General features: G+C 73.5%; 23 protein-coding genes. 5 read left to right on the plus strand and 18 right to left on the minus strand.

From position 1 onward, the window contains the following. Positions 1-131: 131 nt before the first annotated feature. Positions 132-872, plus strand: coding sequence for a FadR/GntR family transcriptional regulator (locus tag MMF93_RS06210; protein ID WP_242750060.1), 741 nt, complete (start codon positions 132-134; stop codon positions 870-872). A 37-nt stretch (positions 873-909) separates the two neighbouring features. Here MMF93_RS06210 and eno read toward each other — a convergent pair whose 3' ends face one another. Continuing rightward, on the minus strand, positions 910-2,211 hold the full coding sequence (gene eno, locus MMF93_RS06215; RefSeq protein WP_242750061.1) for a phosphopyruvate hydratase: 1,302 nt from the start codon (positions 2,209-2,211) through the stop codon (positions 910-912). Between the two features lie 165 nt (positions 2,212-2,376). Between eno and MMF93_RS06220 the strand changes: the two genes are divergently transcribed. Next, entirely contained in the window at positions 2,377-2,799 is a 423-nt protein-coding gene (locus tag MMF93_RS06220; protein ID WP_242750063.1) for a MarR family winged helix-turn-helix transcriptional regulator, read from the plus strand. A 48-nt stretch (positions 2,800-2,847) separates the two neighbouring features. On the opposite strand, the gene MMF93_RS06225 is transcribed toward MMF93_RS06220, so the two are convergent. The 4 genes from MMF93_RS06225 to MMF93_RS06240 all read right to left on the minus strand — a co-directional run bounded on the left by MMF93_RS06225 (position 2,848) and on the right by MMF93_RS06240 (position 6,265). After that, positions 2,848-3,390, minus strand: coding sequence for a DapH/DapD/GlmU-related protein (locus MMF93_RS06225; RefSeq protein WP_242750064.1), 543 nt, complete (start codon positions 3,388-3,390; stop codon positions 2,848-2,850). Beyond that, positions 3,380-4,369 carry a LysR family transcriptional regulator gene (locus tag MMF93_RS06230; protein WP_242750065.1) on the minus strand — a complete coding sequence of 330 codons (990 nt, stop codon included), beginning with the start codon at positions 4,367-4,369 and terminating at the stop codon, positions 3,380-3,382. Before MMF93_RS06230 ends, MMF93_RS06225 begins: the two co-directional genes overlap by 11 nt. A gap of 156 nt (positions 4,370-4,525) precedes the next feature. Next, a complete protein-coding gene (locus MMF93_RS06235; protein ID WP_242750067.1) occupies positions 4,526-5,227 on the minus strand; it encodes a haloacid dehalogenase type II in 702 nt (233 codons plus the stop codon). Positions 5,228-5,299: 72 nt separating this feature from the next. Continuing rightward, entirely contained in the window at positions 5,300-6,265 is a 966-nt protein-coding gene (locus tag MMF93_RS06240; RefSeq protein ID WP_242750069.1) for a SigB/SigF/SigG family RNA polymerase sigma factor, read from the minus strand. A 317-nt stretch (positions 6,266-6,582) separates the two neighbouring features. Between MMF93_RS06240 and MMF93_RS06245 the strand changes: the two genes are divergently transcribed. Then, positions 6,583-7,293, plus strand: a complete 711-nt coding sequence (locus MMF93_RS06245) for a VOC family protein (protein WP_242750070.1) — start codon at positions 6,583-6,585, stop codon at positions 7,291-7,293. A 66-nt stretch (positions 7,294-7,359) separates the two neighbouring features. Here the strand turns inward: MMF93_RS06245 and MMF93_RS06250 are convergent, their stop codons facing one another. Then, a complete protein-coding gene (locus MMF93_RS06250; RefSeq protein ID WP_242750071.1) occupies positions 7,360-7,593 on the minus strand; it encodes a DUF6480 family protein in 234 nt (77 codons plus the stop codon). A 201-nt stretch (positions 7,594-7,794) separates the two neighbouring features. On the opposite strand from MMF93_RS06250, the gene MMF93_RS06255 reads away from it, so the two are divergent. Continuing rightward, entirely contained in the window at positions 7,795-8,565 is a 771-nt protein-coding gene (locus tag MMF93_RS06255) for an IclR family transcriptional regulator (RefSeq protein WP_242750072.1), read from the plus strand. Beyond that, positions 8,565-9,410: an SMP-30/gluconolactonase/LRE family protein gene (locus MMF93_RS06260; RefSeq protein WP_242750074.1), complete on the plus strand. Its 846-nt coding sequence runs from the start codon at positions 8,565-8,567 to the stop codon at positions 9,408-9,410. The genes MMF93_RS06255 and MMF93_RS06260 overlap by 1 nt, the downstream gene beginning before the upstream one ends. A gap of 87 nt (positions 9,411-9,497) precedes the next feature. Here MMF93_RS06260 and mmsB read toward each other — a convergent pair whose 3' ends face one another. The 12 genes from mmsB to MMF93_RS06320 all read right to left on the minus strand — a co-directional run bounded on the left by mmsB (position 9,498) and on the right by MMF93_RS06320 (position 23,537). Then, positions 9,498-10,733, minus strand: a complete 1,236-nt coding sequence (mmsB, locus tag MMF93_RS06265; RefSeq protein ID WP_274709429.1) for a multiple monosaccharide ABC transporter permease — start codon at positions 10,731-10,733, stop codon at positions 9,498-9,500. 8 nt (positions 10,734-10,741) lie between these two features. Further along, positions 10,742-12,334 (minus strand): multiple monosaccharide ABC transporter ATP-binding protein, encoded by a 1,593-nt coding sequence (gene mmsA / locus MMF93_RS06270; RefSeq protein WP_423835361.1) that lies wholly within the window; start codon positions 12,332-12,334, stop codon positions 10,742-10,744. Continuing rightward, the gene (gene chvE, locus MMF93_RS06275) at positions 12,331-13,449 is read right to left on the minus strand and encodes a multiple monosaccharide ABC transporter substrate-binding protein (protein WP_242750076.1); all 1,119 of its coding nucleotides are present in this window, start codon (positions 13,447-13,449) and stop codon (positions 12,331-12,333) included. The genes mmsA and chvE overlap by 4 nt, the downstream gene beginning before the upstream one ends. 2 nt (positions 13,450-13,451) lie before the next feature. Continuing rightward, positions 13,452-14,462 (minus strand): hypothetical protein, encoded by a 1,011-nt coding sequence (locus MMF93_RS06280; protein ID WP_242750077.1) that lies wholly within the window; start codon positions 14,460-14,462, stop codon positions 13,452-13,454. 76 nt (positions 14,463-14,538) lie between these two features. Beyond that, positions 14,539-15,552, minus strand: coding sequence for a zinc-dependent alcohol dehydrogenase (locus MMF93_RS06285; RefSeq protein WP_242750079.1), 1,014 nt, complete (start codon positions 15,550-15,552; stop codon positions 14,539-14,541). After that, positions 15,549-16,715 carry a mandelate racemase/muconate lactonizing enzyme family protein gene (locus MMF93_RS06290; protein ID WP_242750080.1) on the minus strand — a complete coding sequence of 389 codons (1,167 nt, stop codon included), beginning with the start codon at positions 16,713-16,715 and terminating at the stop codon, positions 15,549-15,551. Before MMF93_RS06290 ends, MMF93_RS06285 begins: the two co-directional genes overlap by 4 nt. Positions 16,716-16,887: 172 nt before the next feature. Beyond that, positions 16,888-17,271, minus strand: coding sequence for a DUF3662 domain-containing protein (locus tag MMF93_RS06295; protein ID WP_242750081.1), 384 nt, complete (start codon positions 17,269-17,271; stop codon positions 16,888-16,890). 134 nt (positions 17,272-17,405) lie between these two features. Continuing rightward, on the minus strand, positions 17,406-17,801 hold the full coding sequence (locus tag MMF93_RS06300) for a DUF2795 domain-containing protein (protein WP_242750082.1): 396 nt from the start codon (positions 17,799-17,801) through the stop codon (positions 17,406-17,408). Between the two features lie 10 nt (positions 17,802-17,811). After that, positions 17,812-18,576 (minus strand): VOC family protein, encoded by a 765-nt coding sequence (locus MMF93_RS06305; protein ID WP_423835362.1) that lies wholly within the window; start codon positions 18,574-18,576, stop codon positions 17,812-17,814. A 133-nt stretch (positions 18,577-18,709) separates the two neighbouring features. Beyond that, positions 18,710-21,460, minus strand: a complete 2,751-nt coding sequence (locus MMF93_RS06310; RefSeq protein WP_242750084.1) for a glycoside hydrolase family 38 N-terminal domain-containing protein — start codon at positions 21,458-21,460, stop codon at positions 18,710-18,712. Next, positions 21,457-22,632 (minus strand): Gfo/Idh/MocA family protein, encoded by a 1,176-nt coding sequence (locus tag MMF93_RS06315; RefSeq protein WP_242750085.1) that lies wholly within the window; start codon positions 22,630-22,632, stop codon positions 21,457-21,459. The genes MMF93_RS06310 and MMF93_RS06315 overlap by 4 nt, the downstream gene beginning before the upstream one ends. Positions 22,633-22,634: 2 nt before the next feature. Then, complete coding sequence (locus MMF93_RS06320) at positions 22,635-23,537, minus strand: sugar phosphate isomerase/epimerase family protein (protein ID WP_242750087.1); 903 nt, start codon at positions 23,535-23,537, stop codon at positions 22,635-22,637. Positions 23,538-23,623 lie beyond the last annotated feature (86 nt).

Below are 23,623 nucleotides of genomic sequence, written 5' to 3' on the forward strand. Positions count from 1 at the left end.
AGTTGTTGACGCGGTACTTTTCAGCGACCAGGCTCGGTGCCGCGCGGCAGGACCCGCGCGAGGCGGGACCCGCCGCGTGCCACGCGGGACAGGGCCCGTGCGAGGCGGGACGGGAGAGGACGGGAGGCCCCATGCCGGGCTACGCACGCCGGGGGGTGCACGGCCAGACCGTGGAGGTGCTGGCGCACCGGGTGCTCAGTGGCGCCCTCGGCGAGGGCGCCACCCTCGATCTGGCGGCGCTCCAGGAGGAGTTGGGCGTCAGCCTCACCGCGCTGCGCGAGTCGCTCAAGGTGCTGGCGGCCAAGGGCATGGTCGACGCGCGGCAGCGGCGCGGCACCTTCGTGCGCCCGCGCGCCGACTGGAACCTGCTGGACGCGGACGTCCTGCGCTGGCAGTTCCAGTCCGCCGACACCGCCGCGTCCCAGGCCGCGCCACCGCTGCTGCACGACCTGGACGAGGTACGCGGCATCGTCGAACCCGCGGCGGTACGGCTCGCCGCCGAGCGCCGCACCACGGCGGACCTCGCCGCGCTGGAGGCGGCGCTGCGGGACATGGGCGAGGCCCCCGACGGCGCGCCGGGCGCCGTCGATGCCGACCTCGCCTTCCACCGCGCACTGCTGGCCGCCTCCCACAACGAACTGCTGGAGCGGATGGAAATGGTGATCGCCACCGCCCGGGCGGCCCGCGACCGTCTCGTCCACGGCCCGGGCCACCACCCCGGCGACCCGGTGCCCAGCCACCGCGCCGTCCTCGACGCGATACGGGACCAGGACGGCGACGCCGCCGAGGCCGCGATGCGCGCGCTCCTCACCCAGGCCGCCCGCGACGTGGCGCTGCTGCGCGAGAGCGCACCCGAAGGCCGGGGCCGCTGAAGGACCCGGGTCCGCGGCTCGGCGGCACGCCGGCTGGTCAGGGGCGGCGCAGTACCGCCCCGCCCGCGTACCGTGCGGACTCCCCCAACTCCTCCTCGATCCTGATGAGCTGGTTGTACTTGGCCGTACGGTCGGACCTGGACAGCGATCCGGTCTTGATCTGGCCGCAGCCCGTCGCGACCGCCAGGTCCGCGATGGTGGTGTCCTCCGTCTCGCCGGAGCGGTGCGACATCACGACGGTCCAGCCGGCGCGGTGCGCGGTGGCGACCGTGGCGAGCGCCTCGGTCAGGGTGCCGATCTGGTTGACCTTGACCAGGACGGAGTTGCCGACGCCGGTGCGGATGCCCTCGCGCAGCAGCTTCTCGTTGGTGCAGAAGACGTCGTCGCCGGTGAGCTGGCAGCGGTCGCCGACGCGCGCTGTCAGCTCGCGCCAGCCGTCCAGGTCGTCCTCGGCCATCGGGTCCTCGACGGAGACGACGGGGTAGGCGTCGATCAGCTCGGTCAGGTGTGCGGCGTGCTCGGAGGGGGTGCGGCGGACGCCCTCGCCCGCGTACACGTACACGCCGTCGCGGAAGAACTCCGAGGAGGCGGGATCCATGACCAGCCCGATGTCCTCGCCCGGCCGGTAGCCGGTGCGCTCGATGGCGCGCACGACGAAGTCGAGGGCCTCTCGCGCGGTGCGCAGCGCGGGCGCGAAGCCGCCCTCGTCGCCGACGCCGGTGGCGTGCCCGGCCGCGCGCAGGTCGCGCCGGAGCGTGTGGAAGACCTCGGAGCCCATGCGGACGGCTTCCGCGAAGGTCTGGGCGCCCACCGGCGCGATCATGAACTCCTGGAAGTCCAGCGGATTGTCGGCGTGCGCTCCGCCGTTGACGATGTTCATCATCGGCAGCGGGAGGAGCCGGGCGTCGACGCCGCCGAGGTAGCGGTGGAGCGGCAGGCGGTGGGCCGCCGCGGCGGCCTTGGCGGTGGCGAGGGAGACGCCGAGAAGCGCGTTGGCGCCGAGGCGGGACTTGTCCGCCGTACCGTCGAGCGCCGCGAGCACCGCGTCGAGGCCCGCCTGGTCGTCGGCGTCGCGCCCCACGGCCACGGACGCGATCTCGCCGCTCACGTGGCCGACCGCGCGGTCGACGCCCTTGCCGTGCCAGCGCCCGGGGTCCCCGTCGCGCAACTCCACGGCTTCCCGAGCGCCGGTCGAGGCGCCGGACGGGACCGCGGCGCGGCCCAGTGACCCGTCCGCGAGGAGGACGTCGGTCTCGACGGTGGGGTTGCCGCGGCTGTCGAGAACCGCGCGGGCGGTGACGGACTGGATGACGGTGGACGCGACTGTCTGGGAAACCATGCGAGGTCCTTCGCAGTTGACGCACGCCGCGGCCCTGCTGCGACAGCGCTGGCGCGTGCCGCGGCACCGGCGACTCTACAGCAATGCTGTTCAGTTCGTCTGTTCAGTTGTGCTGTCGGAACGGGGCGCGCGGCCGCACCGCCGACCACCGGTTAAGGTGCTCCAATGCCCACCCCGGAACCCGCCGCCGTCGCCACCGAACTGCGTACCGCGATGGGCAAGCTCACGCGGCGCGTGAAGCACGAGGACCGGATCCCGCACGGCCAGGTCTCGGTACTCGGCACCCTCGACCGCGACGGGTCCATGACCACCAGCGATCTCGCGGCGGATCAGCGCGTACGGCCCCAGTCCATGGCCAGGGCCGTCGGACTGCTGCTCGATCAGGGCCTGGTCGTCCGCCGGGCGCACCCCACGGACGGCCGCAAGACCCTGGTCGAGCTCTCCCCCGCGGGACGGGCCGCTCTCGACGCGGAGCGCGGGCGCAGAGCGGGCTGGCTGGCGCAGGCCATCGAGAGCGAGCTCACCGGCGAGGAGCGGGAGGCGCTGGCACGCGGCGCCGCCCTGATGGAACGGCTCGCCGCGCGCTAGGACCGGCTCCTACTCCGGGCTCCAGGCTCTTACTCTGGGAGCCGGCTCTCACCAGCGCCTGTGCACGCGCGCCTTGTCGCCGGTCACCAGGCTGGCCTCCGGTACGTCGTCGGCCACGACCGCGCCCGCGGCGACCACGGCGTCGCGGCCGATGCTGACGCCGGGCAGGATCGTGGCGCCGGCGCCGATCCACACGTTCTCCGCCACGTCGATGGGCCCGCCGCTCAGCCACCCCCGCCGCTCCCGCGGGTCGACCGGGTGCCCGACGGTGATGAACGTGGCCTTGGGCCCGATCATCACGCGCTCGCCGAGCCGGATGCCGGCGTAGTCCAGAAACGTGCAGTTCTGGTTGATGAACACGCGCTCGGCGAGGTCGAGACGCAGGCCGTGGTCCGTGAAGAACGGCGGGTAGATCGTCACCCCGGCCGGGAGCGGCGATCCGAGGATCCGCTCGAACAGGTCGGCCTTGCCCGCGTCGTCCTCGAACGGCAGGACGTTGAGGCGGGAGGTGAGCTCGGTGGCCCGCAGGACCCTCTCGGCCATGGCGCGGAACTCGGCGCTGTGGATGCGCATCAGACGGTCACTGGCCATGCCCGGCCCCTTCCGGCGTGACGGCGCCTGCACGGGACCCGCCGAGCCCGGGCGACGCCGCCCAGGACGGGCGCCAGACCTCCCCGGGGAGCGCCGGCAGGCTCTTGAGGTGCGTGCGGAGCCCGCGCAGCCCCGGGTGGGGGTTCGTCTCGGGCAGCAGCAGCGAGAGCGGGTACGCCCACGTGGGATGCACGACGGGGATGCGGCGCAGGTCGTGGCCCGCCGGCCAGACGTACCGGTCGCGTGCCCCCACCAGCGTGGCCACGTCCGGGGAGTCCGCGAGGGTGTCGAGGAGCACCTCGTCCCCGAAGTGCGGGCCTGCCGCGTCGACGCGCAGGTCGAAGTCCGTGGCCAGCTGGTCGTAGAACTCCGCCCACTCGCTGCGCGGCGCGATGCCCGGCACCCATATCCGGTGCTTGCGCAGCCGCCGCGGAGTGAGGGTCCGCGCGGCGGCGAGCGGGTGCCCGGGGCCGACGAGGAGTTCCAGCGGCGAGTCGAAGGCGGGGATCATGCGCACGCCTGGCGGCAGCGCGGCCGGGTCGCTGACGGTGCGGAACGAGGCGTCGACGTCGCCCGCCGCGACGGCGGCCGCCGCCACCCGCGGATCGTTGACCCTGAGCGTCACCACATCGAGGTCGGCTTCAGGATGCGAGCGCCAGTAGTCGTGCAGCACGACGGCCTGCGCGCTGCGCAGGCCGAGCACGTCGACCCGCAGCGCCCTGAAGCCCGGCCGCACGGCGGTGACGGCTCGCTCGACACCCGCGACGACGCCCCGCGCGTGCGGCAGGAACGCCTGCCCGTCGAGCGTCAGCTCGACCCCGCGGGCGGTACGCGTGAACAGCCGGACCGCCAGCTCGCGCTCCAGGGCGGCGATCCGCTTGGAGACCGCCTGCTGGGTCACGCCCAGCTCGCCGGCCGCCTGTTGCAACTGTCCGAGCTCGGCCGCCCGGACGAACAAACGCAGTGCCTCGGTATCCACCAGCGCATCCTAGAGGCGCACAACCGACGGTTGTCTCCCACGAGCAACCGGTTGTGCGACCACACCGCACAGGCTGGAGCGCGCCCCGCACGCGTCGGACGGGCGAGGCGTCGGCTCACCGGGCGCCGGGCGCGGTTCGCCTCCGGGCGGGGCCGCTCACCGCGTGCCCGGCGCGGGAAGCCCCAACAGGCCCTCGGCCACCTGGTCGAGGGCCTCGCCCACCACGTCGGGGTCGGCGAACATCGCGCTGTGCCGTCCCTCCAGGCGGGCGCACCAGCCGCTGAGGAGGCCCGCGCGGTTGGCGCCGTGGCAGTCCCAGGCGTGCACCGCCACCAGCGCGGTGGCCGCGGGCGGAGCCCCCACACGCTCCGCCGCCGCGTGGTAGACCTCGGGGGCCGGCTTCCAGGCGCCCGCCTCGGCCGCGGTGACGACCTGCTCGACATGGGGCGCGAGCCCGTTGTGCTCCAGGAAGGCGCGGGTGACCTCGGCGTCGCCGACCGTCAGCGCGCCCACCCGCACTCGGGCCTCGCGCAGCCGGCGCAGCGCGGGCAGCGCGTCGGGGTGGGCCGGCAACCGGGGGAAGCCGCTCAGCACGTGCTCGATCTCCGCCTCGGAGACCGACTGGCCGCTCTCCACTCGGAGGGCCTGGCGGGCGGCGTCGAGGAACGTCGAGGGGCCGAACACCTCGCCGCTGAGCGCCAGCGCCATGCAGTCACGCTGGACGCGCAGGAACCACGGCTGGAGCGCGGCCGCCGGCTGCCCGATCTCCTCGAACCGGTCGCCGAGCGGCTCCAGCCGCATCAGCGTCTCCAGCACGTCGAAGACGACGGCCTGCGGGCGTCGGGGGGCGGTGCGCATACGGGTCTCCTCCCGTCCAGTGGGGCCTGCCGCCGGTGCGGGTACCCCGGCAGGCTCCGCGTCCCGGGCCTGTCAGGCCGCGGCGCGGGGCGGGTCAGCGGCCTCCTCCTGCTCGATCTCCTCGCGGACGCGCCGGCACGCCGCGGTCAGCAGGCGCGAGACGTGCATCTGCGAGACGCCGAGGCGGCGGGCGATCTGGGACTGGGTGAGCTCCCCGAAGAAGCGCAGGTACAACAGGCGCTGCTCGCGCTCGGGCAGCCGGCACAGGCAGGAGCGCACCGCTTCGCGGTCGACGACGTGGTCGTAGCCGCTCTCGTCGGAGCTGAGGGTGTCCATGAGGCAGATGGCACCGTCGCCGGCGGCGTCACCGCCCCCGGCGGCCTCCGCGGAGACGGGGGCGTCGAGGGAGAGCGAGTTGAAGCACTGGAGGGCTTCCATGCCGGCCAGGGTGTCCTCCTCGGAGAGCCCGGCGTGCGCGGCGAGCTCGGCCACGGTGGGCGAGCGCCCCGAGCTGGTCAGCTCCAGTTCGCGCAGGCTGGCCCGTACCCGGTTGCGCAGGTCCTGGACGCGTCGGGGGACGTGGATCTCCCACATGTTGTCGCGGAAGTGCCGTTTGAGTTCGCCGTAGATGGTGGGGATGGCGAAGGTCTCGAAGGCGTTGCCCCTGGCGGGGTCGTACCGCTCGACGGATTTGACCAGGGCCAGCGCCGCGACCTGTTCGAGGTCTTCGAGCGACTCGCCGCGGTTGCGGAACTTGCGGGCGAGCCGGTGCGCCATCGGCAGCCAGGCGGTGACCACGCAGTCCTGGAGCCGCCGGCGTTCGGGCCCGTCGGGCAGGTGAACGAGTTCGGCGAAGTCGGCTGCCGTGTCGGGGGCGTCGTGATGGGTACGACGGGGTGCAGGGGACGCGGCGGTATCGACAGCGGTCCTCGACCGCGTGGTGGCTGCCTCGGCGCCGTCCGTCCCCTGTCTCTCCCGGGACGGCTCCTCGGCCGACGTGGTGCGGTCCTCGGTGGTGCGGAACCGTGTGGTGTCCATGAGCTGCTCACTCCCACGTCTCACATGGGTGCTGTGCAAGAGGGGCGAGAAGCGATCCCCCAGTCCGCTTCCGGACAGGATCAGGGCCGGTCGCCGCAGCATCAGCAGCGGCCCATTTCACCGTGACACACACCACGCCGCACGGCATCTTCGCAGGTCGCGCCCGCTTGCGGTGGGTAGCCGGGGAACCCACGCACGGTGAGCGAGGAGCGCCACGCGGCGGGCGTTTGTCCACGGCGCGGCAGGGCACCCGGCCGCCTCGCGGCGGCCGCTTCGGCCGCCGCCGCCGTGTGGGGCGAGAAGGCCGGGAGGACGAGATGAACGAGCGATCAGGGACCGCCTGCTGGGTGAGTGTGACCACGGACGACCGGCAGGCCACCGAGGAGTTCTACGGCGCGGTGCTCGGCTGGTCGTTCGAGGGCGGCTCACTGGCTCCCGAGGCGCGCGTGGCGACCGCGGCCGGGCAGCCGGTCGCGGGGCTGAACGAGGCCGCAGCGGCGCGCGGCCTGCCCGCGCGCTGGACGGTCTTCTTCCTGGTCGAGGACGCGGACAGGGCGGCGGAGCTGATGAGCGAGCGGGGCGGCACGGTGGCCGTAGGGCCCGTCGACTTCGGCAACGGCCGCACGGTCCTCGGCTCCGACCCGTGCGGTGCCGCGTTCGGGCTGTGGCAGGGCTCGGCGCCGCCCGAGTGGAGCGTGGGTGCCGGTGAGGCTCCCGCGGAACTGTGCCTGCGCACTGCCGACCCGGGCACCGCGCTGGACTTCTACAGCGCCGTGCTGGGCTGGCCCAGGGAGCCGGAGCGCTGGCCGCACGCCTGTCTGCGGGCCGGCGCCAGCCCCGGCGATCCCGACCCGAAGGCCCGGCCTCGCTGGGACGTCACCTTCCGCGCCGCGGACCCGGGCAAGGCGGCGGCAGCGGCCGAACGCCACGGCGGCACCGTACTCGCGCCGTCGGAGGACATCGAGGGGGCGAGCCGGGTCACGCTGAGCGACCCCCACGGGGCCCTGTGCACCCTCGCCCGCCCCTAGAAACCTTTCCTCCTCCGGCTCGCCGCGGGCACCGCCCGCCACCCGCGGCTATGGCTGCGGCTGCGGCTACAGGCCCACGAGGTAGCCGATGAAGAAGACGAGGAAGACGACGACCACGAGTGCGATCAGCACAAGGGGGCCTTTGCTCCAGCCCTTGGCCGGGTTGTGGGTCTCCAGCGGGCCCGCCTCGGACATGCTGCCTTCCGCTGGCGGGGTCTCCCCTGGGGGTACCTGTCCACCGCGCTCCAGTCCAGGGGTGCGGTCCGGGTCGGGATCGGGGTCCTGGTTGGCGTGCCTCATGCCTTCCGGGTGGACCGCGGGGCGGCTTCGTACACCTCCGGGTGCGCGGTGAACGGGTGCGCTCCCGGGCGCGCGGGGTCCGCGGCCGCCCTGGCCCCGCGACGCGCCCTGTGCCGGGCCGTCGCGCTCGCTACACTGTTCGGGACTTCGACTCGGTGTTGAAATCTCGAACAGAGCGAACAGGACGAACAGGAGACCTCCATGGGGCGGCTCGTGCCCGCTGTGACCCGGGCGCTGGACATTCTGGAGCTGTTCTTGGAGGGGGACGGCACGCTCACCGCTCCGGACATCGTGCGCAGGCTGCAACTGCCGCGCACCACCGTCCACGAGCTGGTCGCCACGCTCACCGCCCGCTCCTACCTGGTGCCGGTGCCCGGCAGGCCGGGCCACTACCGGCTCGGGGTGCGCCCCTACCAGCTCGGCAGCCGGTACGCCGAACAGCTCGATCTGGCGGCCGAGGGCCAGCAGGTCGCCCGGTCGGTGGCGCAGACCTGCGAGGAGACGGTGCACGTGGCGATCCTGGAGGGCGCCGACGTCATCTACATCGCCAAGGTCGACTCCACCCAGGCCGTGCGGATGGTCTCGGCCGCGGGGCGCCGGCTGCCCGCGCACTGCACGGCCGTCGGCAAGATGCTGCTGGCGTGCCTGACACCCGACGAACTGGCCGCGTGTGTCCCCGAGGGCGCCGAGCTGCACGGCATGACACCGCACAGCATCACCGACCCGGCCGTACTCCGCTCCGAGCTGGAACGTGTCGCCGCGCGCGGCACGGCAGTGGAGGAGAGCGAGTCCAATCCGGACGTCAGCTGTGTGGCCGCGCCGGTACGGGACCGCTCCGGGCGGGTGGTGGCCGCGCTGTCGGTGTCCGTACCGTTGGTCAGGTGGGGCGACGAACGCCGGGCCGAGCTGGAGGAGTTGGCCAGGAGCGGCGCCGCGCGGCTGTCCGAACGGCTGGGACACAGGGGGCTGTGATGAGTGTGGCGACGGTGCTGCGGGCCCACGCGGAGCTGGGCGAGGGACCGACCTGGGACGCGGCGAGTGCACGCCTGCTCTGGGTGGACATCCTCGGCGCCCGCGTGCACACCTACGACCCCGCCGACGGCCGGCGCACCGTGCTGGCGACGGAGGCGCACGTGGGCGCCGCCAAACCGCGCGCGGGCGGCGGGCTGGTGGTCAACCTGCGGGACGGGATCGGCGCGTACGACGCTGAGGGGCGCTTCACCTGGCTGCTGCGCGACCCGGTCGCCGGGCGGCGCGGCAACGACGCCGCCGTCGGCCCGGACGGCGCACTGTGGGCGGGCACGATGCACTACGACGAGAAGCCGGGCGGTGGCACCCTGCTGCGGCTCGCCGGGGACGGCACGGCGACCACCGTCCTGGCGGACGTGACCGTCTCCAACGGGACCGGCTGGAGCCCCGACGGCACGCGCATGTACCACGTGGACAGCCCGACCCGCCGCGTCGACGTGTGGGACGTGCGCGAGGACGGGCTGGTCACGGGGGTCCGCCCGCTGGCGGTGGTCGAGGAGGGCGCGGGCTTCCCCGACGGGCTGACCGTCGACGCGGACGGCTGTGTGTGGGTGGCGCTGTGGGACGGCGCGGCCGTGCGGCGCTACGCACCGGACGGGACGCTGGAGAGAGTCGTCGAGCTGCCCGTCCGGCGGCCCACCGCGTGCGCGTTCGGCGGGGCAGGACTCACCGACCTCTACATCACCTCGGCCCGCGCCGGGCTGGTCTCCCCCTCGGCGCTGGACGGCTCGCTCTTCGTCCTGCCGGACGCGGGGCGGGGCCTGCCCCAACCCCCCTTCGCGGGCTGAGGATTCCTCTTCCCCGCCCCGCCCCCTTCCGAAACGGGTCCCTTCCCCGGACTCCGTCCGGGGGAGGCTGGGGGGAGCTTGCGGGCGTCAGCGTCCTGCCTTGCGCTTGTTCCAGACGTCGAAGCCGACCGCGGCGAGCAGCACCAGACCCTTGATGACCTGCTGGTAGTCGGTGCCGATGCCGACCAGCGACATGCCGTTGTTGAGCACGCCCAGCACGAGTCCGCCGATGACGGCGCCCATCACCGTGCCGACGCCGCCGCTCATGGACGCGCCGCCGATGAAGGAGGCCGCGATGGCCTCCAGTTCGAAGTTGAGGCCCGCCTGCGGGGTGCCGGCGTTGAGCCGGGCCGCGTAGACGCATCCGGCGAGCGCGGCGAGGACACCCATGTTGACGAACACGAGGAAGGTGACGCGCTGGTCCTTGACCCCGGACAGCTTCGCCGCGGCCTTGTTGCCGCCGAGCGCGTACACGTGCCGGCCGACCACGGCGTTGCGCATCACGTAGCCGAGACCGATCAGCAGCGCACCCATGACCAGCATGACGACGGGCACGCCGTGGAAGCTGGCGAGCGTCAGGGTGAAGGCGATGACGGCGGCGGCGAGGGCCACGCACTTGCCGACCCACAGCCCCGTCGGCAGCACCTCGAGGTCGTACGCCAACTGGCGCCTGCGGTCGCGGTGTTCGCGCAGCAGGAGCAGGACGAGGGCGACCAGCCCGATCACCAGCGTCGGGTTGTGGTACTGCGTGTAGGGGCCCATTTCGGGGATGAAGCCCTTGGCGAGGTTCTGGAAGCCGCCGGGGAACGGGGACAGGGAGCGGCCTTCCAGCACGATCTGCGTCAGGCCGCGGAAGAGCAGCATTCCGGCGAGGGTCACGATGAAGGACGGGATGCCGACGTAGGCGATGAAGAAGCCCTGCCAGGCGCCGGCTACCGCGCCGATCAGCAGCGAGAGCGCCAGTGCGAGCCCCCAGGGCATGCCGCCCTTGACCATCATCACCGCGGCCATGGCGCCGACGAAGGCCACCAGCGAGCCGACGGACAGGTCGATGTGCCCGGCGATGATGACGATCATCATGCCCATGGCCAGGATGAGGATGTAGCCGTTCTGCTGGATCAGGTTGGAGACGTTGTTGGGCAGCAGCAGCGTGCCGTCGGTCCAGATCTGGAACAGCACGACGATGAGCAGCAGCGCCGTGAGCATCCCGTACTGGCGCATGTGGCCGCGCATGTTCTCCAGCAGCACCGCGCCGGCCGAGCGGGCGGCGGACGGCTGCTGGGGTGGTGTGTCGGAGTGCGGGGAGCGGGTGGTGGTCGTCATGGCGGGCCTCAGTCTCTGTTCCGGGCGCCGGCGGCGGGCTGCTGACGGGTCATGTGGCGCATGAGGACCTCCTGGCCGGCGTCGGCCCGCGCGATCTCGGCGGTCAGCCGGCCCTCGGCCATGGTGTAGATGCGGTCGCACATGCCCAGCAGTTCGGGCAGTTCGGAGGAGATGAACAGCACGGCCTTCCCCTGGGCTGCGAGAGCGTCGATGACGGTGTAGATCTCGTACTTGGCGCCCACGTCGATGCCCCGGGTCGGCTCGTCCAGGATCAGCACGTCGGGGTCGGCGTGTATCCACTTGCTGAGCACGACCTTCTGCTGGTTGCCGCCGGACAGCCGGCCGGTCTGCTCGTGCACGGTGGGCGCCTTGATGTTCATGGAGGTGCGGTAGCGCTCGGCGACGGAGCGCTCGTGGTGCTCGTCGACGACACCGCGCCGCACCATGCCGGGCAGTGACGCCAGCGAGATGTTGCGGTTGATGGTGTCGATCAGGTTGAGGCCGTAGCGCTTGCGGTCCTCGGTGACGTAGGCGAGGCCCGCCTCGATCGCCGCCGGCACGGTCTTCGCCCGTACCTGGCGGCCGGCGACCCGCAGCGTGCCCGCCTCGTACAGGCCGTAGGAGCGGCCGAAGACGGACATGGCCAGCTCGGTGCGTCCTGCGCCCATCAGCCCGGCGATGCCGACGATCTCACCGCGCCGTACGGTCAGCGACGCGTCGTCGACCACCTTGCGCTGGTGGTCGACCGGGTGGCGCACCGTCCAGCCCTCGATCTCCAGCGCGGTGGCGTGGTCGCCCTCGTAGGGGGTGCGATCGGGGAAGCGGTGGTCGAGGTCGCGGCCGACCATGCCGCGGATGATGCGGTCCTCGGACAACTCGGCGGGCTGTGCGGGATGTTCCCGCACGGTCAGCGTCTCGATGGTGCGGCCGTCGCGCAGGATGGTGACGGTGTCGGCGATGTGGCGTATCTCGCCCAGCTTGTGCGAGATGACGATGCTGGCGATGCCCTGGTCGCGCAGTTCCAGGATGAGCTGGAGGAGGCTCGCGCTGTCCTCGTCGTTGAGCGCGGCGGTCGGCTCGTCCAGGATCAGCAGCTTCACCTCCTTGGACAGGGCTTTGGCGATCTCCACCAGCTGCTGTTTGCCCACGCCGATGTCGGCGACGGCCGTCTGCGGGTTCTCGCGCAGTCCGACGCGCCCAAGCAGGTGGGTGGCCCGCTGGAGCGTGGCGTTCCAGTCCACGACACCGCGCCTGCCGGTGCGCTGCTCGTTGCCCAGGAAGATGTTCTCCGCGATGGACAGGAAGGGAACGAGGGCGAGTTCCTGGTGGATGATGACGATGCCGCGGGTCTCGCTGGCGCGGATGTCCTTGAAGGCGACCGGCTCGCCGAACAGGCGGATCTCCCCGTCGTAGCTGCCGTGCGGGTGGACGCCGCTGAGCACCTTCATCAGCGTCGACTTGCCCGCGCCGTTCTCGCCGCAGACCGCGTGGATCTCGCCGGGGCGCACGGTCAGGTTGACGTCGGACAGCGCGGTGACGCCGGGAAAGGTCTTGGTGATGCCCCGCATCTGAAGGACGGGTCCCACTTCGGCGGGGCTCACCGCAGCTGCTCCTTGGTGAAGTAGCCCTCGTCGACCAGGAGCTGGGTGTTCTTCTTGTCGACGGAGACCGGCTTGAGGAGGTAGGCGGGGACGACCTTCTTCCCGTTGTCGTAGTCGGTGGTGTTGTTGACCTCGGGCTTCTTTCCGGTGAGGACGGCGTCGCCCATCTGGACGGCCTGCTTGGCCAGCTTGCGGGTGTCCTTGAAGACGGTCTGGGTCTGCTCGCCGGCCACGATGGACTTCACGGAGGCCAGTTCGGCGTCCTGCCCGGTGACGACGGGCAGCGGATGCCGCTTGGTGCCGTACCCGGCGCTCTTGAGCGCGGAGATGATGCCGATGGAGATGCCGTCGTAGGGGGAGAGCACCGCGTCCACGTCGGTGCTGCCGTAGTTCTTGCTGAGCAGGTCGTCCATGCGCTTTTGCGCGGTACCGCCGTCCCAGCGCAGGGTGGTGGCCTGGTTCATCTTCGTCTGCTTGCTGCGCACCACGAGCTGGCCCGTCGCGAAGTACGGCTTCAGCTTCTTCATCGCGCCGTTCCAGAAGTACTTGGTGTTGTTGTCGTCGGGCGATCCGGCGAACAGCTCGATGGTGTGGCGCTCGTCGGCGTCGGGGTCGGGCTTGGTCAGATCCAGGCGGTCGAGGATGTACTGGCCCTGGAGTTCGCCGACGCGCTCGTTGTCGAAGGAGGCGTAGTAGTCGACGTTCTCGGTGCCCAGGATGAGCCGGTCGTAGGAGATGACGGGGATGTGGGCCTCGGCCGCCCGCGTCAGGACGTGGGTGAGGGCCGAGCCGTCGATGGCGGCGACGACCAGCAGCCGGTGCCCCTTGGTGATCATGTTCTCGATCTGGGCGACCTGGTTCTCGACCTTGTCGTCGCCGTACTGGAGGTCGGCCTTGTACCCGGCCTTGCGGAACTGCTTGGCCATGTTCTTGCCGTCGGCTATCCACCGCTCGGAGGACTTGGTGGGCATGGCGATGCCGACGGTGCCGCCCTTGCCTTTGTCGGGTTGGTAGCGGCTGCCGCCGCGGGCCTCCTGGCCGCAGGAGGTCAGTCCGGCGACGAGTGCGGCCGCCAGCACCGCACAAGCGGCGACGCGGCGTCTGCGGGTGCGCATGGTCAGTTCCCTTCCTCGGACTCGGCGTGCGCGGTGCGCCGGCCGGGCCGGGATCGCTCCGCGTCGTGCGGGAAGCGGTGCAGGTCGCCCGGCAGCCGGGCGCCGAGCGGCGACATACCGCCGTCGGCGCCGTGCCGGGCCAGCAGGTCGAGGGCGAGCCGGCCGCGGCGGACCCGTTCGCGCGCCGTCTGGAGCACCGTCTCGCGCAGGTGCCGCCCCGACGGGTAGACGCCGGGCGCCTTGGCCAGACCGAACTTCAGGTAGAGCGGTGCGCCGCGCCGGATCAGCTCGGCCAGCTCGTACATCCGCACGTAGCCGCCGAGGTCGTCGGGCGCCTCGATGTACAGGTCCAGCGGGGCCGCGCTCACCCGGCGGATCTCCGTGAGGTGGCCCGGGGTCAGGTCGCTGGGCACGTTGAGCGAGTCGGCGCCCAGCCGCTCGTGGACGGCGTACGAGGCGGGGTTGACCGGGCCGACCAGCGCCGAGACCTTCAGCGTCACCTCGGGCGGCAGCACGCCCGTGGCGCGGGCGCGGTGCAGCGTCCACAGCACGCCCTCGTCGGCCACCAGCAGGCAGCGCACCCCCAGTTCGGTGGCGCGCACGGCGTCCTCGACGCAGCCGGCGAGCGCGCTGTGCCCGCGCGCCCGCAGCCCGGCGCCGCCGGACTCGGTGCGGGTGGCCGCCCCGGTGTCCCAGGTGCCGCGCGGCCCGGTGAACAGGCACAGCTCGATCCGGTGCGCGGCGCACGCCTCGACCATCTCGGTGATCTCCGCGTCGGTGAGCATCCAGATGCCGCTGCCCTGGCTGATGCGGTGCAGGGGCACGTCGAGGCGTGCGGACTCCTCCAGGACGACGGCCAGCGCCTCGGGCCCCTCGCAGGAGGGCACCTCGGTGCGCCACAGGCCCCCGTCGGGGAAGGTGTGCGGGGAGGTGTCGGCGGGTTCGGGCTCGGGCGCGGGCAGCCCGAGCGCGGTGAGGGCGGGTTCGCCGGGATGGCGGACGGTGGTGCTCACACGGGCTCCTTCGAGCAGGCGGAGAGGAGGCGGAGAGGAGGCAGAGGGGTCGTAGGCGTCAGGGTGTTCGTCTGGTTCAGGGGTGGAGCAGGACCTTGCCGACCGCCGGGCCGCCGTCGCCGGCCAGGGCGACGGCCTTCTCGTAGTCGCGCAGGGGCATCCTGTGGGTGACCAGCGGCAGCGGATCGAGCAGCCCGCAGGCGAACGCGCGCACGGCGTGCGCCCAGGCGGCGGGCGGCGCCCCGAAGACGGTGCGCACCTCGGTCTGCGCGAGGACGAGCGCGGCCGGATCGAGCCCGGGGCCCGCCGCGGGTGGCAGGCCGGTCAGCACGAGCCGGCCGCCGCGCCGCAGCAGCCCGGCCGCCTGCCGTGCGGAACCGGCGGCGCCCGCCGCCTCGACGACGACGTCGTAGCCGCCGAGACCGTCGGTCTCCTGGTGGTGCCGGTAGCCGGTGGCGCCGAACGCGGTGGCGAGCGCGGCGCGTTCGGGCCGCGCCCCGGTCGCCAGCAGCTCGGCGGGCGACCCTGCCGCCAGCAGCCCGAGCGCCAGCATGCCGAGCGTGCCGTCCCCCACGACGGCCACCCGGTCGCCGGGACGCACCCCGGCGCGCAGCGCGGCGGCGGCCACGCACGCGGCCGGCTCCAGCAGCGCGGCGGCGTCCAGATCCGCCTCGTCCGGCAGCAAGTGCAGCAGCCGTGCGGGCAGGGTGAGGGTGGGGGCCATGGCCCCTGGCTCGGTGAAGCCCGTCTCGGCGTACCCGGCCGCGCACAGCGTGGTCTCGCCGGTGCGGCAGCGCGCGCACACCTGGCAGTTGCGAAACCCCTCCCCCACCACCTTGCGGCCCGCCAGCGGCTCGGGCACCCCCGCGCCGACCTCGGCGACGGTGCCCGACCACTCGTGTCCCGGCGTGACGGGGTAGCGGGCGTACGGTGCGGGGCGGCTGCCCAGGTACAGCTCGCGGTCGCTGCCGCAGATCCCGGCCGCGTGCACCCGTACCTGGGCCTCGCCAGGGCCGGGTGGGCGCGGTGTGTGCGGGGCGAGGCGGACGGTGCCCGGCGCGTCGAGAAGGACGGCGGTGCCCCCGCTCACCTGGTGCCGCCGGCGGGGTTCCGCGTCTCCCAGCCCTCGGCCCACAGGTCGAAGTGGGCGCGCTGCTGCGGGAAGGCGGCCGCCGCCTCGACGTCCAACTCGACGCCGAGTCCCGGGGCGTGGCTCAGGGCGAAGCAGCCGGTCTCGGGATCGACTCGGGGCGCGCCCTTGACGACCTGCTGGATCTCGGCGTCGGCGAAGTCGTTGAAGTGCTCCAGGATCTTGAAGTTGGGGGTGGCGAAGCCGACCTGGAGGCTGGCGGCGGTCAGCACAGGGCCGCCGACGTTGTGCGGGGCCAGCAGCATGTAGTGGGTCTCGGCGGTGGCGGCCAGCTTGCGGGCCTCGGCGATGCCGCCGAGGTGGCCCAGGTCGGGCTGGAGGATGTCGGCGGCCTGGCTCTCGAACAGTTCGCGGAACTCGATCCGGTCGTGGATGCGCTCGCCGGTGGCCACCGGTGTCTCGACCTTCTCGGCGACCTTGGCCAGCGCCTTGAGGTTCTCCGGCGGCACCGGCTCCTCCAGCCACGCGGGCCGGAACGGCGCCATCTCGCGGGCCAGCCGCACGGCGGTGGCGGGGGCGAAGCGTCCGTGCATCTCCAGCATCAGCTCGGCGTCGGGCCCGATGGCGTCCCTGACCGCCTCGATGAGCGAGACGGCGTAGCGCGTGTCCTGGTGGGAGAGTTCGAGGTGGCCTGTGCCGAACGGGTCGATTTTCAGGGCGCGGTAGCCGCGGGCCATGACGTCCTTGGCGGCGCGGTGGTAGGCCTCGGGGGTGCGTTCGGTGGTGTACCAGCCGTTGGCGTACGCCTTGACGCTGTCGGTGACGTTGCCGCCCAGCAGCTGCCAGACGGGCACGCCCAGTGCCTTGCCCTTGATGTCCCAGCAGGCCGTCTCGACGCAGGCGATGCCGGACATCACGATCTCGCCGGCCCGCCCGAAGTCCCCGTACTTCATGCGGCGCACCAGATCCTCGGTGCGGAACGGGTCGGAGCCCGCGATGTGGTTGGCCTCGGCCTCGCGCAGATAGCCGAGCAGCGCGTCGGTGTGGCCCAGCATCCGGGTCTCGCCGACGCCGGTGAGCCCCTCGTCGGTGTGGACCTGCACGTAGGTCAGGTTCCGCCACGGGGTGCCGACCACATGGGTGCTGATGCCGGTGATACGCACGAGAGCCGCTCCCTGTCACTCGCTGCCGCTCCGAAGTCGCGGCGCCGACGTGTTCGATATTTCGTCAGTCGTTCGAAATCGCGAGGGTGACAGTAGGGAGGGGGTCACGGGGTGTCAATGGCGGGGACGCGCATCCGTGTTCGGATGTGTGCGCTCTTCCCGCCGGGTGCCGTCAGGGGCGGGGCGTGATGCTGCTGTGGAGGCGGTAGCGGACCGGCTCGTGGCCATCCCTGGGCGGCCGCAGCCGGACGGCGACCGGCCCCGCGAAGCTGAAGTGCCGCTGGGCCGCGTGCCGCCGCACCTCGGAGGCGAGGCGCTCGCCCACGGCAGACGCCTCGCCCTCCAGCCGGGCGTAGCTGTCGACGGGCAGCTCCAGAACGAAGGAGTTGGGCACCACGGTGCGGCCCCGGCCGACGATCACCGCGTTGGTGTCGCACGCACGGCGCAGCATCCCGACCACCTCGACGGGCTCCGCACCGCCCCTGCGGCGCAGCAGCCCCCACAGCGAGGTGGAGATCCGTTCCATCCTGCTCTCGACGTCCTGCAAAATGCTCATCGCTCCCCGTTGCCCGCCGAAGCGGGTCCGCATGTCCCCCCGAACGGGTGGTACGTGCCGCGCGCGGTTCACCGCCCGGGCCGCGGTGGCCCGGGCGGTCGGGGGTCGGCCCGGGGCGGCCGCCCGGGCCGCTGTCAGCTGCGGTGCGCCTCGGTGTGCAGGCCCAGCGCCTCCACCAGCTCCTGCACGTTGACGTACCGGGTGTCGCCGGGCAGGCCCTCGGCCAGCTGAACGAGCCGGTCGGGCGCGTGCTCGGCCCGGAGCGTGTCCAGCACCTCCTCGCGACCCGTCGGGTACAGGTGGCGGCCCAGGTGCTGGGCGATCTCGGAGCGCAGTTCCACGTCACGCGAGCTCATCCCGGCGGGCGTGCCGCCGGTGCGCAGGGCGCGGGGGTCGCGGTCGGCCTCGGGCTGGTCCTCGGCCGACGGCTCCATCTCACGCCCCTCCTCGCGGTTGGAACGCAGGTCGCCCTGGAGGCGCTTCTTGGCCTCGTCGTCCTGGATCGGGCCGTTCTTGTCGTTCTCCTGCATGGTGTGCTCCTTACGTGCTGAGCAGACAGAAGGAGGCGCCCTTGGGGTCACGGAGAGTCACCGTCCGTCCCAGAGGCCCTTCCCTGGGCGGCGTGACGACCTCGCCACCCTCCCGTTCCGCGGCGTCGACCGCCGCGTCAAGATCGGGTACCCGAAAGTACGGCTCCCACCGCGTACGGATCCTGGGGTCCGGCGGCGACTCCAGCGCGCCGCCCCGCAGCCCGGCCACCGGATGTCCTTCCACCCTGACGACGATCTCGTCGTACTGCTCCTCATAGGTGACGCCGTGGCTGGGGTCGTCCATCCAGTCGAAGATCTCCCCGTAGAAGACCGCGGCGGCGAAGGCGTCGCGGGTGTGCAGCTGGAGCCACGCGGGCGCCGGGCCCGTGCCCACGCCCCAGGAGGCGGGCCCGTCGCCCTGCCAGAGCCCGAACGGCGCGCCCCACTGGTCGGCGGCGATGACGGCACGGCCGCCGCCCGTGCGCAGCGGGCCGACCGCGACGGTGGCGCCGCGCTCGGCGATGCGCTCGGCGACCACGTCGGCGTCCTCGACGTGGAAGTACACCGACCAGCGCTCGGCCTCGGGGCCCGCGCCCTCGGCCAGCTGGTTGAAGCCGGCCACCGGCTGTCCGTCCACCGTGGCGATGCGGGAGTCGGGGCCGTCGGAGTAGGCCTGGAAGGTCCAGCTCAGCACGGGTCCGTAGAACTCTTCGGCGGCCCGTTGATCGGGGGTCATCAGACTCACCCAGCAGGGCACTCCGCCGACCGCAGCCATGAATCCGCCTTCCCTCTGCCTGGGGAACGTCCGTGCTCCACTCAGGGTACATAGCGGCGCGAATTGGGCATAACGGAATGATGCACCCGGTCCTCCAGGGCGCCGTCGGCGGGGCAGGGGCTCCCGGGCGCTCTCAGCGCTCCAGCCGGACGGTGGCGATCTCCCACGGGCGCAGCGCGACGGTGGCGCTCTCCCCATCCAGGCTTGGGGCCTCGCCCGCCGCCGTGGCCCGGCCGAGCAGGTCGCACCGCTCGACGGCCCGCAGTCCTGGCAGCGAGAGAACGGCCGCCGCCGGGCGGGGCGTCTGGGCGACGACCCGGACCTCAAGACCGCCCTCACGCTCCCGCACCGAGGTGAGGACGACGCCCTCGCCCGCCACGCTCAGTCCCTGACCCGGTGCGGGCAGTGCGGCCGCGCCCTGACCGGTGCCGTGCAGGGGCATGAGCGGATGCCGGAAGGCCTCGGCCGCCGCGTGGACGCCCGCCTCGTGCCACTCCCCCGCGTACGGCAGCAGGCCGAACGTCACCGTCCGCAGCCCCCGGCACTGGGCCTGCGGGGTGGCGAACTCGCCCCCGGCGGGCTCGTCGCGCCACACGTGCCGGTTGCGCGACATCTGCCCGGTCGGCCGCAGGAGCGTCACGGCCAGCTCCCCGCCGCCGCCGAGAAGCTCGTACTCGGTGGCGTGTTCCAGCAGGAGCGCGGCGCCCCCCGCGGCCACGAAGGCGGAGGCGGGGAAGGTCGGCAGCGGCTCCTCGCCGAAACCGCCCTCCGCGCTCAGCCCGCGCTCGACGACGGCGAACTGCCCCTCCCCGTACGACACCTCGGCGCGGCGCGGCAGGGGAACGTGCATGCGGACGCGGTGGTCGTCGCTGCGGTTGTCGAAGGAGAAGGACAGCCGCGCGAACCGCTCCCCGGCGCGCACCTCGATACGGGTCGTCACGGTCGTCGGCTCGGTGTCCGGCGTGCGGCCGTCCGCGGCGAAGTCCCCGGCCTTCGGCCACTGGTAGCGGCGTTCGACCTCGAAGGCGCCGGTCAGCGGACCTTCGCCGGCCGGGCGGACGGTGACCTCCTCGGGGTGTTCCACCAGGACGTCGCGCGCGGGCGGCGCGTAGTTGTAGGTGTCGCCCAGGTCGCCGCCGTCCACGACACGTCCGGCGCCCGCCAGCGTGACACCGTCGGCGCCGCGCACGGCGAAGGTGCCGTCCTCGGCGATCTCCACCCGCAGCAGGCCGTTGTCCAGGACCCGGCCGCCCTCGGCGCGGACACCGTGCGGCACGGGGCCGTCGGGCCCGGGCCCGTGGACGGCGCGCACGGCGGTGTGGCCCAGCGGTGGCGCCGTGACAAACGCGGCCACCCGCTGCCGGGGCTCGGCCTCGATGACGACCCGCCAGGGGCCCTCGGGCCGCGCCTGGTCCAGCGCCTCGCGGACCGCCGCGATGTCGAAGGGCAGTTCGCTCCTGCGGGCCACGGTGAAGTGCAGCAGCCGCCGCTCGGGCTCCAGGCGCCAGGCGGTGATCTCCTGCCCGTACAGCTCGCTGCCGTGCACCCTGGCCAGCACGGTGGGCAGCCGCTCGGCGGGGACGGTGTCGTCGGCCAGCAGCGTCGGCGCGGAGGCGAGCCGCTGCGCGGGGAAGACGGTGCCGTCCGCGTCGATCAGCTGGACGGGGCCCTCGCCCGCCACGTCCAGCTCGACCAGGTCGGTGCGGTGGGCCGGCGTCGGGTTGAGCAGCAGGTGGGCGTCGTGCGGCAGCCGGGCGGCCAGCGGGCCCGCCACCATGTCGCGCACGGCGAGCCCGAGTTGCTCCGCCTCGGCGATCCTGGCCGCGACCTGCTGCGCGGTCTCGTCGCAGCCGCACCCGGTGACCGAGTCGTGGCAGGACACCTCGATCAGCCGGTCCCAGGCCATCTGGAGGAAGCGCTCGGCCGCGCCGTCGAACCAGAGCGCCGCCAGCGGCTCGGCGTAGCGCTCGACGGCGCGCTCGGCCCGCGCCATGGCCTGCTTGAGCGGGGCGCGGACGGAGAAGACGCCGGGCAGGATGTTGGCCCGCGCGTGGCTGCGCAGCTCCCCGTGGACGGCGCGCAGCCCCTCCAGGTGGGTGGGCTGGGCTGCGAAGTACTCGGCCAGAGTGGCCAGCCGGAGCGTGACGTGCTCGTCCGCCGCGTTGTGCCGCTCCAGCAGGTCGGCGAGGTCCGCGGCGGGTGCCGTGTGGTCGGAGCCGTACATGGCCAGGATCGGGGAGCCGTCGGGGCGCCAGGGGCGCAGCTTGGCGGCGATGGCGCCCGCCCGTTCGGCGACCTGGCCCGGGTCGTCGAAGAGCCCGGCCGCGCTGCCGTAGCCGCCCGCCGCCAGGTACTCGGTGCGGATCGCGGTGCCGTCCGGCGCGCTCCAGGCGAACGCGTGGCGCTCGACGGCGGCCGGCACGCCCCGCCACACGCAGGCGTGTTCGAGCCCCGCGCCGCGCAGGATCTGCGGCATCTGGGCGCAGTGCCCGAACATGTCGGGCAGGTAGCCGACGGGCATCGCGCCGCCCATGTCCGCGCTGCGCCGCAGCCCGCGTTCGAGGTTGCGGACGATGTTCTCGCCCGAGCACAGGAACTCGTCCAGCAGGATCTGCCAGGGCCCGACCGCCAGCCGCCCCTCCTTGACGAGGCCGGTCAGCCGCTCGCGCTGCTCGGGCCGCACCTGGAGGTAGTCGTCGACGGCGACGGCCTGTCCGTCGAGGGTGAAGCGCTGCCGCGGGTCCTGCGCCATCCGCTCCAGCACCGTGTCGAGCAGCCCGATGAGCTGGAGCCTGAACCGCTGGAAGGGCAGGTACCACTCGCGGTCCCAGTGGGTGTGCGGGACGATGACGAGTTCGTCCCCCGCCCTGGGTGTGTCGGTCATGCGGATGCTGCCTCTCCTGCGCAGGGGAGCTGGTGGCGGGCCGCGTACGCGGCAACGGCGCGCTGGGCGGTCAGCAGGTCCTCGGCGGCCCCGGCCGCTCCGGTGCGGGGCGGGGTGCCGTCGGTGACCATGGCGTGGAAGGCGGCGAGTTCCTCCTCGAACGCCTCGGTGACCGACCTGTACTCGGCGCGGCGCTCGGCGTGCGGGCCCTCGCCCGCGCCCGCCGCCGTCTCGGTCAGCACCGTCGGTGCGTTCATCAGGTAGGGCGAGGGGAAGGCGAGGTGCAGGCTGCCGGTCTCGTGGTGGAGCGCGAACGTCTCCCGGTAGGAGGCGTGTGCGGGCAGGAAGTGCCAGCGGATCGAGTACCGCGCCCCGCCGGGCAGCCCGCCCGACAGCTCCACGGAGCCCGGGCCCGCCGCCGAGGCACCCCACGTCTCGGCCAGCTCCACGCTCGTCGGGGCGCCGGTCACCATGCGCAGCAGCGACAGGTCGTGGCTGATGGAGCCGAGGACGGTGTGGTAGAGCGAGCGCGTCGCCTCGGTGGCGCCGCCGCCGAGCGCCGCGTCCGTCAACGCGGCGTCCCGCGCCTTCAGCGCCGCCGGCGCCTCGGCGTCGAGGTCGTCGTAGGGGGCCGGCAGCCGGGCGAAGGCGAGTTGGTCGCCGCCCGTGGGGTGCAGGACGCACACCTCGGCGGAGCGGACAGCATCGGCTCCGCCCGCCTCGCCGAGCAGCGCGGCCAGCCGCCGCGCGGCCGGGTCGTACTGCTTCATGTAGCCCACCATCAGCCGCGGTCCGCGCCGCTGGGCACGCTCCGCCTCCGCGATCCGGTCCGCCTCGGCGCGGGTGAAGGCCAGCGGCTTCTCGCACAGCACGGCGTACCCGGCGCGGAGCGCCGCCTCGGCCGCGGGGCCGTGCGAGCCCGACGTCAGCAGCAGCACGGCGTCGAAGCCGCCGCCGGCCAGCAGCGCCTCGGTGCTCGCGTGCCGGTCCTTCTCGGGTACGCCGTACCGCGCGCCCACGTCCGCCAGCGCGCCGGGCGACAGATCGCACAGCGCGGTCACCTCGAACAGGTCCCGTCTGCGTTCGAGCAGCGGCAGGTGGGCCGTGCGCGCGATGGCACCGAGCCCGGCGACGGCGATCCGCAGCCGGTCCCGTGCGGAGGAGACGGTCATGGTCACAGCCCTTCTTCCTGGAGCAGCCGGCGGTTGGCCGACTGGTGTGCGGCGATGCGGTCGAGGTCCTGGCCGGTCGGCGGTGCGTCCTGCTCGACGACCAGCCAGCCCGCGTAGCCGGTGCGGCGCAGCGCCGCCACGACGGCGGCGAGATCGATCTCCCCCTCGCCCAGCGCGCGGAACCCGCCCTCGGCGACCACACGCCGCAGGTCGCCGCCCGCGCTACGCACCCGGGCGAGCGCCCGGCGGTCGGCGTCCTTGAGGTGGACCTGGCGGATGCGCGGCCCCCACTCGGCGACCGCCTCGGCGGGATCGCCGCCCGCCAGCCACCAGTGGCCCGTGTCCAGGCAGAGGGAGACGTCCGTGCGGGAGAGCAGCCTGCGCGTCTCCTCAGGCGTCTCGACCACGGTCCCCAGATGCGGGTGGAACACCGGCTCCAGGCCGCGCTCCCGGCAGCGGTCGGCGGCCGCCTGCACGTCGGCGGCGAACGGCTCCCACTCCGCGTCGGTGAGTCCCAGCGCCGGATCGACGGGGGTGCCCGGCGCCGCGAAGCGCCGCGGATGTGCGGGGCAGGCCAGGGTGGGGCGCGGGGCGAAGACCTCGTCGTCCACCGGCACCGAGGCGAAGGTGTCGAGCGTGCGGTCCAGGGTGCGCAGGTCGGCGGCGAAGTCGTCGCGGTCGCCGCCGTAGCGCAGGTCGGCCCAGCCGCCCGCCAGCCGCAGTCCGTGGGCGGCCAGGCGTCGCGCGAGGGCCCCGCCCTCACCGAGGTAGCCGAGGGGGCCGCTGTCCGTCCCCGCGTACCCGGCCGTACGGAAGGCCGCCAGCAGCTCGTCGGCGGCGAGGGGCGCCGTGTCGGGGCTGTAGATCCCGTAGGAGACAGGGGCGTTGGCTGTGCGGACGTGCATGGGTGCCTTTCGGGGCCGGGGTGCGGCTGGTGGGCGGGGACGACGGCCCACCGGAAACGGTGCGGGGCGGGGCCGGGCTCGCGGGC

The organism is Streptomyces tubbatahanensis (genome assembly GCF_022699385.1).
GTDB classification, from domain to species: domain Bacteria; phylum Actinomycetota; class Actinomycetes; order Streptomycetales; family Streptomycetaceae; genus Streptomyces; species Streptomyces diacarni.